A 13,854-nucleotide genomic window follows, 5' to 3' on the forward strand; every position below is an offset into this window, starting at 1 on the left:
CTGTCCGCGCAAGCCCGCGTGAACGGGCTGCCGTTTCACCGCATCGCCACGGCCTCGCCAGGCTGCGAGCGGCCCGACACGAGGCATTGCGACCTGAATGCGTCGCGCTGGCTGCTCGCGGCGGCATGACTGAAACCCTTGCTCAGGGCGTCGAATTCGACTTGCGCGGCGCTCTGGGCACACGAGGCCGCGCCGATGTCGTGTCCCTGCGCGTGAAGCATGGCGCGATCGGCGACGAGGTACGCGACGAGTGCGAATACGACGGCCTTGAATGTTTTCTTCATGCTTGTCTCCTTGCGGTCTAGGCTAAGGGCCAGCGGGCCGCGGGCAAATCAGGGCAACCCCGGAGCGAACGAATGTTTGATTCGATGCGGCGCGCGTCGGACCGATAAGCGGTAAAAAATGTCAATGCCGTCCGGCGCAATGAATTTGATACGCCGCAACGTCCCCAAAATCTTTTCTTTTGGGTTATCCTCGTTAACCCTTAGGAATACGCCTAGCGTATTCGGGTTGCGCTTGCGGATTCAACCTTCCGCGCATCTCGTCCCGTCTTACATTCCACTGTCACCGCGCCTTTCCCGCGAGCACGCCATTGCGTGCTAACCGTGCTTTGCGCCTGATTAGAACCAAGCTTATGCATCTGCCGTCCGTTCTCAGCTTTCTCATCTGGATTCCAGTGGTGTCGGGCATCTTCGTGCTGACGTTCAGCGCGTCGGCCACGCTTTCGCGCGCCGTCGCCCTGTGCGGCGCGATGCTCGGCCTGCTGCCGGTCGTGCCGCTGCTGTCGCGCTTCGACGCCTCTTCCAGCGCCATGCAGTTCGTCGAGCGCATCGAGTGGCTGCCGCAGTTCGGCATCTCGTACCATCTGGGTGTCGACGGCATTTCGCTGTGGTTCACCGTGCTGACGGCGGTAACGACGCTCATCATTTTCATCGCGTCGTGGCAGTCGGTCACGAAGCAGGTCGCGCAGTACTACGGCGCGTTTCTCGTGCTCTCGGGCTGCATGCAGGGCGTGTTCGCATCGCTCGACGGCATGCTGTTCTTCGTGTTTTTCGAGGCGTCGCTGATTCCGCTGTATCTGCTGATCGGCACATGGGGCGGCGAGCGGCGCGTGTACGCGGCCATTCGCTTCTTCTTTTTCTCGCTGCTCGGCTCGCTCGCGATGCTGGCCGCGCTGATCTATCTCTGGACGCAGGCGCATACCTTCGACATCGACGCATGGCGCCATCTGAAGCTCGGCTTCGCGCCGCAGATCGTCGTCTTCGTCTGCTTCCTCGCGGCTTTCTCGGTGAAGGTGCCGATGTGGCCGGTTCACACGTGGCTCCCCGATGTGAATTCGGAAGGCCCGACAGGCGCGGCAATTCTGCTCGGCATGCTCAAGATCGGCGGCTACGGCATGTTGCGCTACGTGTTGCCGATCGTGCCCGACGCATCCCACTTCTTCGCCCCGGCGATGATCGCGCTGTCGCTCGTCGCCGTCATCTACGGCAGTCTCGTCGCGCTCGTGCAGACGGACATGCGCAAGCTGCTCGCATACTCGGCGGTCGCGCACATGGGTCTCGTGACGCTCGGCCTCTTCACGTTCGACCGCATGGGCACCGAAGGCGCGGTCGTGCAGATGCTGTCGTACGGCATCGTGTCCGGCGCGATGCTGTTGTGCACCGGCGTGCTGGTCGAGCGCACGAAGAACGGTTCGATCGATGCCTACGGCGGCGTCGCCAACACGATGCCCCGCTTCGCCGTCTGCGCGATGCTGTTCTCGATGGCCAACGTCGGCCTGCCGGGGACCTCGGGTTTCGTCGGCGAGTTTCTGGTGCTGATGGGCGCGATCCGCCTGAATTTCTGGATCGGCGCGGCAGCCGCTTCGTCGCTGATTCTGAGCGCGGCCTACACGCTGTGGATGGTCAAGCGCGTGATCTTCGGCGCGGTGAAGAACGAGCGCGTGGCCGGCCTGCGCGATCTCGGCAAGCGCGAGCTCGCGCTGTTCGGCGCGATGGCCGTGCTCGTGCTCGCGATCGGCGTTCATCCGAAGACCTTCACGGACGCGATGGGCCCGTCGGTCGAGAGCCTCATGTCGGCGGTGCAGGGCTCGACGCTGCCGGACGACGCCAGCGCGCCTTCGTTCAACGCGCGTCGTGAAGCGAGTTCGGAACGCACGCCGGGCTGAGTCCCGCGACGCTGTCAGCCTGTCGCGGCGTGCCGGTGCACGAGCGGCAGGCGCACCTGCAACGGGGTCCCGCTCGCCTGGCGACGGCTTTCGCTATATTCCGGCATCCTTATCATTCGATCACGGCGCATTGGCCCGCGTTGATCGCATATCGGTGCATCAGGCACGCAACGCGACGTGACGTCCCCGATCACGCCGGAAGGCTTATGATAGGCACTTGCGGCCATAGTGATCCAGGCCCGGACGACATGGAAGCGCACCGCGCCGTGCAAAGATCGGGAAGCAACGCTAACATCTGATCATTCGCGGATCGACGCTGCCCGGCCCCCACGCACGGGGCAGCCCGCCCGTCTTGTATCGCCTGCTCCATCCGAAATTTGAAATGCAATCGCTCGATATGCAGTCAAAGGAGGCCTGGACATGAACAAGAAAAGCTCCGCAGCCATCTGGATCCTGGTCGCGATGGTCATCGGCATCGGGGTCGGCTACATGATCTTCACGAGCTTTCCCGACAAGAAGACCGCCACGGAGATAGCCGGTTACATCTCGCTCGTGTCCGACGTCTTTCTGCGGCTCATCAAGATGCTGATCGGGCCGCTCGTGTTTTCCACACTGGTCGTCGGCATTGCGCACATGGGCGACGCGGCCTCGGTCGGCCGCGTGTTCGCCAAGGCGCTAGGCTGGTTCGTCACCGCCTCCCTCATTTCACTGCTGCTCGGCTTGGTGATGTCGAATCTGCTCAAGCCCGGCGACAACCTGGGATTGCCGCTGCCCGACATCGGCGCATCGGCGAATCTCGCCACATCGAAATTCACGCTGAAAGACTTCGTCGGCCACATGGTGCCGCGCTCCTTCGCCGAATCGATGGCCAACAACGAGATCCTGCAGATCGTCGTGTTCTCGATGTTCTTCGGCGTCGCGCTCGCCGCGCTCGGCGACAAAGGCAAAATCCTGCTCGCCGCGATCGATCAGCTCTCGCACGTGATGCTCAAGATCACCGGCTATGTGATGAAAATCGCGCCGCTCGCCGTGTTCGCGGCGATGGCCGCCACCGTTGCCGTGAACGGGCTGACGATTCTTTTGAAATTCGCCGTCTTCATGGCCGATTTCTACCTCAGCCTGTTTCTTCTGTGGGGCCTGCTCGTGCTCGCGGGCTTCGCGTTTCTCCGGCGGCGCGTCTTCAGGCTGCTCTCGCTCATCAAGGAAGCATTCATGCTTTCGTTCGCGACCGCCAGTTCCGAAGCCGCGTATCCGAAGATCCTGGACGCGCTCGACCGCTTCGGCGTGAAGCGCAAGATCTCCAGCTTCGTGATGCCGATGGGCTACTCGTTCAACCTCGACGGCTCGATGATGTACTGCACCTTCGCAACGCTCTTCATCGCGCAGGCGTACAACATCCATCTGCCGTTCAGCACGCAGATCACGATGCTGCTGATCCTGATGCTGACGTCGAAGGGCATGGCGGGCGTGCCGCGCGCGTCGCTCGTCGTCATCGCGGCCACGCTCAATCACTTCAACATTCCCGAGGCGGGCCTGTTGCTGATCCTCGGCGTGGACACTTTCCTCGACATGGGCCGCTCCGCCACCAACGCGGTCGGCAATTCCATCGCGAGCGCGGTGGTCGCCAAGTGGGAAGGCGAGTTGCTCTCCGAACCGGAAGCGGCAGCGAATGCGGCGCGCATCGAGGCCGAACAGGAAGCCTCGCTGGCGCATCCCGCGCAAGTCTGAAGGAGGCGAGCCATGACAACGCAGCGCTTCTGGGCGGCGCTGGCTCTGGCCAGTCTGATCGCCGTGGCCTTCGGCGTGCGCGCCGCCGAAGACGTGCAGACGCCGCCGCCGGACAACGACGCCTTCGCGCCCGCCACGCTGACGGGCACGCTAGCCAAGGCCCGCGACACGGGCACGATCGCGCTCGGCTATCGCGAGTCTTCGGTGCCGTTTTCCTATCTCAATGCGCGCAAGGAGCCGATCGGCTATTCCATCGAACTGTGCAAGGCGCTCGTCGCGGCGGTCGGCAATACGGTCCACAAGAACCTGAAGATCCAGTGGGTGCCCGTGACGCCGGAAAACCGTATCGATGCCGTCGTCGATGGCCGCGTGGATCTCGAATGCGGCTCGACCACGAGCAACGTCGAACGGCAAAAACGCGTGGCCTTCTCGCCGATCTTCTTCGTGGCCGGCACCAAGGTCATGGTCAGGCGAGGCTCGCCGATCCGCTCGTTTCGCGATCTGGCGGGAAGGAAGGTCGCGGTCACGGCGGGCACCACCAATGAAAAGGCGCTGCGCGACATCGACAGGAAGTTCGGGCTCGGCATTCAGTTGCAGGTCGTGCCGGATCACGCGGAAGGCTTCGCGCGCGTGGCGAACGGGCAGGCCGACGCATTCGCCACCGACGACGTGCTGCTTTACGGCCTCATCGCGGAGAACGCGGCGAAGGGCGGCGCGTATCAGGTCGTCGGCGATTATCTGTCGTACGACCCATACGGCATCATGTATCGCAAGAACGATCCGCAACTCGCGCAAGTGGTGAAGGACACGTTTCAGGCGCTCGCGGCCGATGGCGAAATCGAGCGGCAGTACAAGCGCTGGTTCCTGCAACGTCTGCCGTCGGGCACGAGCCTCGACATGCCGATGAGCGCGCAGCTCGAAAGCATCATCGAGACGATGGCGGGCGGCGAGGCGCAGTGAGCGCGCGTTATTCGTCCACGAGCTGGCGGACGCGAGCGGCGAGCGTTTCGATCGCGAACGGCTTGGTCAGCACCTGCATGCCGGGCTCGAGGCGCCCGTTGCCGATCACCGAGTTCTCCGCGTAGCCGGTGATGAAAAGCACCTTGAGATCCGGGCGCGCCTGCCGCGCGGCATCGGCCATCTGGCGGCCGTTCATGCCGCCGGGAAGGCCGACATCGCTGATCAGCAGGTCGATCCGCACGTTCGACTGCAACAGCTTCAGGCCGGCGACGCTGTCGGCGGCTTCGATCACCGAGTAGCCGGCCTCTTCGAGGACATCGACGATCAGCATGCGCACGCTCGGTTCATCGTCGACGATCAGCACCGTCTCGCCGGCCTCCGCGCCCGAGACGGGCGACGCGGCATGGTCGGCCGCGTCGGTGTCGACACCGCCGTAGAAGCGCGGCAGATAGATGCACACCGTCGTGCCCTGCCCGGCTTCCGAATAGATCCGCACCTGACCGCCCGACTGTTTCGCGAAGCCGTAGATCATCGAGAGACCGAGGCCCGTGCCCATGCCGATCGGCTTGGTGGTGAAGAACGGATCGAACGCCTTCGCGACCACTTCGGGCGTCATGCCGGTGCCGGTATCGGTCACGCACAGCGACAGGAACTGGCCTTCGGGCATGTCGTGGGTCTCGGCCGCGCGCCGGTCGATCCATTTGTTGGCGGTTTCGATCGTGATGCGCCCGCCGTCGGGCATCGCGTCTCGTGCATTGATGCACAGGTTCAGCAGCGCGTTTTCGAGCTGGCCCGAATCGACCAGCGCGGGCCAGAGGCCCGCTGCGCCGACCGCCTCGACCTTGATGCCCGGCCCGGCCGTGCGCTGTATCAGATCGGTCATGCCGTTCACGAGCGCGTTGACATCCGTGGGCCGCGGATCGAGCGTTTGCCGGCGCGAAAAGGCGAGCAGCCGATGCGTCAATGCCGCCGCGCGCCGCACCGCCCCTTGTGCCGCGACGACGTATTTATCGACCTCGGCGACGCGTCCCTGGCTCAGCCGTATGCTCAACAACTGCAGCGAGCCCGACACGCCCGCCAGCAGATTGTTGAAGTCGTGCGCGAGGCCGCCGGTGAGCTGACCGACCGCTTCCATCTTCTGCGCTTGCCGCAGTTGCTCTTCCGCGCGCATCAGTTCCGCCGTGCGCTCCGCAACCCGCTGCTCGAGCGTCTCGTTGAGCGAGCGCAGCGACGCGTCCGCGCGGTCGCGCTCCTCCTCGGCTTGCTTGCGCGCGGAGATATCGCGAAACAGGACCGACACCTGCCGCAGGCTTGCCGGTTCGACCCGCGCCGCCGACACCTCGATGTGCCGTCCCGCTGTCAGGAAGTAGCGCTCGAAACGCGCCGGGACGCCGGTGCGCAGCACGTTGCCATACAGTTCGATCCAGCGGTCCGCCTCAATCGGATCGATCTCGCGCAAGGTCTTGCCCGCCACGTCCGGGATGCCCGTATGCCGCTCGTATCCCGGATTCGCTTCGACATGAACGTAATCGCTGAGCGGCCCGTGCGGGCCGTCGAAGAATTCGATGATGCAAAAGCCATCGTCGATTGCGTCAAATAGCGCGCGATAGCGCGCCACGGCGGCGAGACGGTGCGCTTTGGAATCGGGGGCGTGGGTCATCGGAGGAAGTTCTTGTTGATCGCGCGGCACGGCGGGTGAGAGCTTACGCGAAACCTGGCAGAGGGTGCACGCGAGAAAAACGTTTCCTGCCTGCGACGAACTTTCGTCCAGCCTTCCAATGAAAAATAACGCGCAGCTTCAGGCGGGACTCGCCAGCCTCACCCGATTGCGTCCGGATGCCTTCGCATCGTAAAGCGCCTCGTCGGCGGCGCGGATGAGCGCGCTCACGTCGTCATCGCGCTCGGGCCGCCAGCTCGCGAGGCCGATGCTGGCCGTGACGCGACCGAACTCGCTGCCGGCGTGCTCGATCGACAGATCGCTGATGGCCGCGCGAATCTGCTCCGCGATTCTCGCGGCGCCATCGGCTGGGGTGTCGGGCAACACGACAACGAATTCCTCGCCGCCATAGCGCGCCGCCGTGTCACCCGGCCGCCGGATGTTGTCGCCGATGCAGCGTGCGACGGCAGCGAGCGCATCGTCGCCGGCCTGATGACCGTAGGCGTCGTTGAAGGCCTTGAAGCGATCGATATCGACGAACAGCAGAGAGAAGAGACCGCGCGTGCGACGCGCCCTGCGCCATTCCTGATCGAGGATCTCGCCCAGCGTGCGGCGATTGTGCAGCCCGGTCAGTCCGTCGGTGCGCGCGAGCAATTGCAGTTCAGATTCCGCGCGCATGCGCCGCCTGAATTGTGCGGCGAGCACGAACGACAAGGTGATGAAGCCGACCGCGAGCACGCCCATCGACGAACCGATGATGGCCGCGCGCCGCCGCCACGCCGCGTAGATGTCCTCTTCCCCTTCGGCCACCATGATGATGAGCGGCAGGTCGGGAAAGTTGCGGAAATAGTAGAGCCGGCGCCTGCCGTCGATCGACGATGTCTCGGCGAAGCTGCCTTCCGCGGCCGCGCGGAAGTGCCTGAAGGTGTCGGCCTTGCTGATGTCGCGGCCGATCACGCTGGAATCGAAGGGTTGACGCATGATCATCACGCCGTCGTGGTTGATCAGCGAGACGGCGCCGTGCGGCCCGAGCGAAAGCCCCGCGAAAAGATTGCGAAAGTATTCCAGGTTGATGGCGAGCATCGCGACGCCTGCGAACGAGCCATCCGGATGCGACAGCCTTCGGCTGAGTGCGATGCTGGGCGCGCCGCCACGCAATCGCGACGCGTAGGGGCTGCTGAGATAAAGACCGGTGTGCGGGTTGTCGCGCTGAACCGTGAAGTAACGGCGGTCCGCAAAGTTGCCCGGTCGGGGCGCCACGCTGCCCGAATCGATGACGATATTGCCGTGCTCGTCGAGGACGAGAATCGAGCCGAGATCGCGGGCGGTGGCGGCCCGGTCGAAGAGCACGTCGTTGCGCAGGTGCGGCGGGAGTCTGATCACATCGTCGCGCTGCACGCCCTCGACGACCGCCTGCAACGACAACTCGTACAGTTCGAAATTGCGTTCGATATCGCGCTCGGCGAGCAGCGCCAGATTGCGCGACGTGTCGCGCGCGCGATCGAGCGCATCGACTCTGCCCTGATAGAGGACCAGCGCGCAAAGCCCCATCATGACGAGCGCGATGAGGGTGCCGCACAGCACGATGACGTTCGGCGTCGATGTTCGCGCGCGCGTCGGCGGCTGTGCATTGAGACTCGGGTTGTAGATATTTTCGGATGCCACTTTTCTGGGTGTCCCCGGAATACTGCTTCGCGCGTTTGTCAGTGCTCTGTACGGTCCTCAGTCAGCGAGCCAGGGCAATATTCTCTCCTATTTGTCCAGGCAGGGTGTGGACGAGGGCGATGTCGCTCGCCAGGTCAAGCCACCGGAGCGCGCCCCAGTTCGATGTATCGCGCAAGATGATGGTCTTCATCGCCCAACTGATGGTCGATCATCACGAGCCGCTTTGCGTAGTGAGCGAGCGGCAATTCCCACGTCATGCCGATGCCGCCATGCATCTGAATGGACTCTTCCGCGACGCGCGCGCCAATGCGCCCGATGGAATACTTCGCCGCCGACAAGGCGCGTTCACGCGCGACGCCCGACTCACCGACCGTCGCGGCCGCATTGATCGCCGCTGAACGCGCCTGTTCGATGTCGACGAGGACATCGGCCATGCGATGCTGCAGCGCCTGAAACGCGCCGATGGGCACGCCGAACTGCTTACGCGTGCGCAAGTATTCGAGCGTGTGCTCCTTTGCGACATCCATCGCGCCGACCGCTTCCGACGCGAGCGCGACGAGACCATAGCCGATCACATGCGTGAGCACGGCGTAACCATCGCCTTCAATACCCACGAGCGCGTCCGCTTCGAGTGCGACGTCATCGAGCGACACCTCCGCCGCCCGTCCGCCATCGATCTTGCGATAACCGCGCACATCGACGCCCCCGGCATCACGCGGCACGACGAAGAGCGAAATGCCCGCTTCGTCATGATCGCCGCCCGACGTGCGCGCCGACACGAGCAACACGTCGGCGTGTTCGCCCTCTTGCACGACGCCTTTCGCGCCGTTCAACACCCAGCCGTCGCCGCGGCGCGTCGCGCGCGTGCCGACGCGTGCGCGCTCGTAGTGTGAGCCGGGTTCGTCGTGCGCGAATGCTGCAAGCGTGGAGCCGTCGATCATCTTGGCGATGATCCCGCGCTGCGTGTCGTTGCCGGCAAGCGCGAGCGCGCGTCCGACGATGAGCGCATCGAGAAACGGTTCGACGACGAGCCCGCGTCCGAGTGCCTCGAACACGACGCTGACATCGAAGCCATCGCCGCCGAATCCGCCCGCCGCTTCATCGAAGAACGCGCCGATGATGCCGAGCTCGCAAAACCGCAGCCACATGTCGCGGCTGTACCCTTGCGCCGAGCGCGCGATCCCGTCTCGCGCATCGAACGCATACTGCTCCGCAATGAAGCGGTTCAGCGAATCCGCGAGCATCCGCCGGTCTTCCGTGTGCTGGAAATTCATCGTGCGAATCCTTTAAAGCCCGAGCATCATCTTCGCGATGATGTTCTTCTGTATTTCGTTGGAGCCGCCGAAGATCGACAGCTTGCGATTGTTGAAGTACTGCGCGGCCGCGGTGGACGCTTCATCGTCGCTATCTTCCTCAATGAATTGCTGCGCATACGGACCCATCGCGCGACGCATCAGCGACGAGATTTCCTGACGAATCTCGGTGCCGCGAATCTTGAGCATCGAGCTTTCCGCGCCTGGCGCGCCGCCGCCCGCCACCGCCGCGAGCACGCGCAGATTCGTCGTCTTCATGTTCTCCAGATCGATCTCGACACGCGCGAGCCGCGCGGCGAACAACGGATCGTCGGTGAGGGCGCGGCCATTACTTTGCAGTCTGCTCGCCGCCTCTTTGAGGCGGCCCAGCGCCGCGACCGAGAAGCCCACACCCGCGATGTTCGTGCGCTCATACGTCAGCAGGTACTTCGCATACGTCCAGCCCTTGTTCTCCTCGCCGACGAGATTCGCAACGGGCACGCGCACATCGGTGAAGAAGACTTCGTTGACTTCGTGCTCGCCATCCAGTGTGATGATCGGACGCACTTCGACGCCCGGCGTGTTCATGTCGATCAACAGGAAGCTGATGCCCTCCTGCTTGCGCGCGTCCTGCGACGTGCGCACGAGGCAGAAAATCATGTTCGCGTAGTGCGCGAGCGTGGTCCAGGTCTTCTGGCCATTCACGCGGTAATACTCTTCGCCGTTCTCCATCGCGCGCACGGCCGTCGTGCGCACCGATGCGAGATCGGAGCCCGCGCCCGGTTCCGAATAGCCCTGACACCACCAGTCTGAGCCATCGAGAATGCGCGGCAGCCAGTGACGCTTTTGCGCTTCGCTGCCGTACTTGATGAGCACCGGTCCGAGCATGTTCACGCCGAAGGGCACGACACGCGGCGCGCCCGCTATCGCGCATTCGTTCTCGAAGATGAACTTCTGCACCGCGGTCCAGCCGGGTCCGCCGTACTCTTTCGGCCAGTGATTCGCGAGCCAGCCCTGCGCGTTGAGGATGCCGTGCCACTGCGCCATGTCGTCGCGTGTGAGGCGCCTTCCCGTGTGCACTTTCTGCGCGATTTCGTCCGGCAGTGACGTGCGCAGAAACTTCAGCACGTCGGCGCGAAACGCCTCTTCTGCTGCGGTGAATTTCAGGTCCATGACTGCGATTCCATGAAGAGATTGACGAAGCCCGCGGCTCAGGCCGCCTGATTGAGGCTGGCGAAATTCTTGCCGCGCGCAACGAGATCGACGATCAGCGGCGACGCGCGCCAGAACAACGGATCTTCCTTGGCGAACTCGCGGATATCGGCGAGCACGGTGTCGAGGCCGATGCTGTCGGCGTAATGCATCGGGCCGCCGCGATAGCGCGGAAAACCGAAGCCGTGCATCAACGTAGCATCGATATCGAGCGGGCGCTGCGCAATCCCTTCATGCACGATATTCGCGCCTTCGTTGATCATCGCGGCCATGTAGCGGCGCACGATCTGCTCGTCGCTGAACGCACGCGGCGTGACGCCCGCACGCACGCGCTCCGCGTCGATGATCGCTTCGACTTCGGCATCCGGCTTGCCGATGCGCGCGCCGTCTTCATAACGATAGAAGCCGCGTCCCGTCTTCTGGCCGAGCCAGCCGCGCTCGCACAGCGCGTCGCCGATGCGCACATAACGCGCATTCGGATCGCGCGTCGCGGCGCGGCGCTTTCTCGCGGCCCAGCCGATATCGCCGCCTGCGAGATCGATGACCTGATACGGTCCCATCGGAAAGCCGAAGTCGCGCACGGCCTGATCGACCTGATACGGCGAGGCGCCGTCTTCCATCAGATGATCCGCCGCAGCGCGATACACCGCGAGCATGCGATTGCCGATGAAGCCGTCGCACACGCCCGCGCGCACCGCGACCTTCCTGAGTTTCTTCGCAAGCTCGAAGCCGGTCGCGACGACATCTGCGGTGACGCGCGCGGGCACGACCACTTCGAGCAGCTTCATGATGTTCGCGGGCGAGAAGAAGTGCAGCCCGAGCACGTCTTGCGGGCGCGTGATGCTCGCCGCGATCTCGTCGATGTCGAGGTACGACGTGTTCGTCGCGAGCACCGCGCCGGGCTTGCACACGCGATCGAGTTGCGCGAATACGGCCTTCTTCACGGTCATGTCCTCGAATACGGCTTCGATGACGAGATCGGCACCGGCGAGTGCGTCGTAGGCCGTGTCGCCATTGAAGCGCTGCAGCGCGCGCGCTTTCGCTTCGGGCGTCATGCGGCCTTTTTCGACCGATCCGTCGTAGACCTTTTCGACATGCGCGCGGCCGCGTTCGAGCGAGGCGTCGTCGCGCTCGATCATCGTCACCGCGAGGCCCGCATCCAGCAGCGCGACGGCGATGCCCGCGCCCATCGTTCCGCCGCCGAGCACGCCGGCCGAGCGCAGCGCGCGCGGTTGCGCACCGCGCGTTTCCGGCGATTTCTGCGCCTCGCGCTCGGCGAAGAACGCGTGCACGAGACCGGCGCGCTGCGGACTCTCGCGACATTCCAGGAATCGCTCGCGCTCGAATCGCAGACCTTCGTCGAACGGCAGATTCAACGCCGCCTCCACGCAGTCGACGATCTTCAGCGGCGACGCCAATCCGCGCGCTGTCTTCTGCGTGTCGGCGCGCGCGGCGGCGATCGCGGCGGCGCTGGCTTCCTTGTCCGCCAGACCGCGCGCGTTCTTCGTGCGGCGCGGCGCGGCGTGCGTCGCGATCAGTTCGTGCGCGTAAGCGAGGCCTTCGGCGAATACGTCGTCGCTCTGGCCGACGCGATCGACGAGGCCGAGACGCAGCGCATCCTGCGCGCCGACATGACGGCCGCTGAGCATCAGCGACAACGCGGCCTGCGCGCCGATCAGACGCGCCGAGCGCTGCGTGCCGCCCGCGCCGGGCAGGAGGCCCAGTTGCACTTCCGGCAGACCGAGCTTCGCACCCTCGACGGCGATCCGGTAATGCGACGCCAGCGCAACCTCCAGCCCGCCGCCGAGCGCCGCGCCATGAATCGCCGCGATGACCGGCTTGCCGCACGCCTCGATGCGATTGCACACCTCGGGCAGCGAGGGCGGCACGGCGGGCTTGCCGAACTCGCGGATATCCGCGCCGGCGATGAAGTTGCGGCCCGCGCCCACGATCAGCACCGCGCGCACGGCGGCGTTCGCATCGGCGGCGTCGATGGCGTCGATCAGACCGCGCCGCACGGCGGCATTGAGCGCGTTGACGGGCGCATGATCGATCGTCACGACGAGGACGCTGCCACGCAATGCGTGCTGGACTACCGCGGTTTCGGGCGCGCTCGAAAGCGTCATGGCTGGTGTCTCCTGTTCCGATGTTTGCCGACTGTGTCGAGCATTCTCGCGGGGACAAGCTTCCTTGACAATGACAGCGACGGTTGACAGACTGTCAAATCGCTTTTGACAATCGCTTGGGCCGTGGACGTCAACGAACTTACGCTGCTGGTCGAAATCCTCGATGCGGGCAATCTCAGCGAAGCGGCGCGGCGCCTGAAAATGAGCCGCGCCAATGTCAGCTATCACCTGAATCAGCTCGAAAAGTCGGTCGGCTTGCAGCTCGTGCGGCGCACCACGCGCCGTGTGGAGCCGACCGAACTCGGCCTCGAGTTGTATGAGCATGGCAGGTCGATCCGGAATGCGCTGCTCGCGGCGCAGGAATCGGTGTCGATGCTCGGGCAGAGATTGCAGGGACGCGTGCGCCTGTCGGTGCCGAGCGGTTATGGGCAGCTCGTGATGTCGGAATGGCTGATCGCGTTCAAGCGCGAGTATCCGGATATCGTGCTCGATGTGATGTTCGAGAATCGCGTGGAGGATCTGTTGCGCGATGAAGTCGACATCGCCGTGCGCGTGATGCCGGAGCCCCCGCCGAGTCTCGTCGCGCGCGACATGGGGCCGGTGCGGTACGTCGCGTGCGCATCGTCCGCTTATGCGGATGCGCACGGCATGCCGACGCGCTTCGAAGACTTGGGCGTCGCGCCGGTGATTACCGCGACGGTCGTCGGCAAACAGACGCGCGTCGCCGCCTATCTCGACGACGAGCGTCACGAAGTGCTGCTGGAGCCGAGCCTGATCTCGGAGAACTTTCTGTTCCTGCGCGATGCGATTCTCGCGGGCCTGGGCGTCGGGATCGTGCCGGATTACGTCGTGGCGGAAGACATGCGGCGCGGCGAGGTCGTGACGGCGCTCGATGAATGGCGGCTCAGCATTTTCGGCACGCACATGTACATGCTGTATATGCCGAACCGGCATCACACGCGCGCGACGCTGGCGTTCATCGAGTTCATGCTGGAGCGATCGCGGAAGGCGGGACGCGGGGGGCTTCTTCCAGGCACGCATTGAACG

The 13,854-nt window shown here is 64.5% G+C and carries 10 protein-coding genes; 4 read left to right on the forward strand and 6 right to left on the reverse strand.

The window, feature by feature from the left end; translation table 11 throughout:
* Positions 1–35: 35 nt before the first annotated feature.
* The gene (locus NCS58_RS27885; protein ID WP_061121210.1) at positions 36–284 is read right to left on the reverse strand and encodes a hypothetical protein; all 249 of its coding nucleotides are present in this window, start codon (positions 282–284) and stop codon (positions 36–38) included.
* A 350-nt stretch (positions 285–634) separates the two neighbouring features.
* On the opposite strand from NCS58_RS27885, the gene NCS58_RS27890 reads away from it, so the two are divergent.
* The 3 genes from NCS58_RS27890 to NCS58_RS27900 all read left to right on the forward strand — a co-directional run bounded on the left by NCS58_RS27890 (position 635) and on the right by NCS58_RS27900 (position 4,855).
* On the forward strand, positions 635–2,167 hold the full coding sequence (locus NCS58_RS27890) for a NuoM family protein (RefSeq protein WP_061121209.1): 1,533 nt from the start codon (positions 635–637) through the stop codon (positions 2,165–2,167).
* 420 nt (positions 2,168–2,587) lie between these two features.
* Positions 2,588–3,895 (forward strand): dicarboxylate/amino acid:cation symporter, encoded by a 1,308-nt coding sequence (locus NCS58_RS27895; RefSeq protein WP_061121208.1) that lies wholly within the window; start codon positions 2,588–2,590, stop codon positions 3,893–3,895.
* 12 nt (positions 3,896–3,907) lie between these two features.
* On the forward strand, positions 3,908–4,855 hold the full coding sequence (locus tag NCS58_RS27900) for an amino acid ABC transporter substrate-binding protein (protein WP_061121207.1): 948 nt from the start codon (positions 3,908–3,910) through the stop codon (positions 4,853–4,855).
* A 7-nt stretch (positions 4,856–4,862) separates the two neighbouring features.
* On the opposite strand, the gene NCS58_RS27905 is transcribed toward NCS58_RS27900, so the two are convergent.
* The 5 genes from NCS58_RS27905 to NCS58_RS27925 all read right to left on the reverse strand — a co-directional run bounded on the left by NCS58_RS27905 (position 4,863) and on the right by NCS58_RS27925 (position 12,807).
* Positions 4,863–6,515 carry a response regulator gene (locus tag NCS58_RS27905; protein WP_250478039.1) on the reverse strand — a complete coding sequence of 551 codons (1,653 nt, stop codon included), beginning with the start codon at positions 6,513–6,515 and terminating at the stop codon, positions 4,863–4,865.
* A 138-nt stretch (positions 6,516–6,653) separates the two neighbouring features.
* Positions 6,654–8,177: a sensor domain-containing diguanylate cyclase gene (locus tag NCS58_RS27910; RefSeq protein WP_061121206.1), complete on the reverse strand. Its 1,524-nt coding sequence runs from the start codon at positions 8,175–8,177 to the stop codon at positions 6,654–6,656.
* A 134-nt stretch (positions 8,178–8,311) separates the two neighbouring features.
* Positions 8,312–9,451, reverse strand: a complete 1,140-nt coding sequence (locus NCS58_RS27915; protein ID WP_250478040.1) for an acyl-CoA dehydrogenase family protein — start codon at positions 9,449–9,451, stop codon at positions 8,312–8,314.
* Between the two features lie 12 nt (positions 9,452–9,463).
* On the reverse strand, positions 9,464–10,642 hold the full coding sequence (locus tag NCS58_RS27920) for an acyl-CoA dehydrogenase family protein (RefSeq protein WP_061121204.1): 1,179 nt from the start codon (positions 10,640–10,642) through the stop codon (positions 9,464–9,466).
* A gap of 38 nt (positions 10,643–10,680) precedes the next feature.
* The gene (locus NCS58_RS27925) at positions 10,681–12,807 is read right to left on the reverse strand and encodes a 3-hydroxyacyl-CoA dehydrogenase NAD-binding domain-containing protein (protein WP_061121203.1); all 2,127 of its coding nucleotides are present in this window, start codon (positions 12,805–12,807) and stop codon (positions 10,681–10,683) included.
* Positions 12,808–12,930: 123 nt separating this feature from the next.
* Between NCS58_RS27925 and NCS58_RS27930 the strand changes: the two genes are divergently transcribed.
* Positions 12,931–13,851: a LysR family transcriptional regulator gene (locus NCS58_RS27930; RefSeq protein ID WP_061121202.1), complete on the forward strand. Its 921-nt coding sequence runs from the start codon at positions 12,931–12,933 to the stop codon at positions 13,849–13,851.
* The last annotated feature ends 3 nt before the right edge of the window (positions 13,852–13,854 follow it).

Origin of the sequence: Caballeronia sp. INML3B (assembly GCF_023631305.1) — a bacterium.
GTDB lineage: Bacteria > Pseudomonadota > Gammaproteobacteria > Burkholderiales > Burkholderiaceae > Caballeronia > Caballeronia turbans.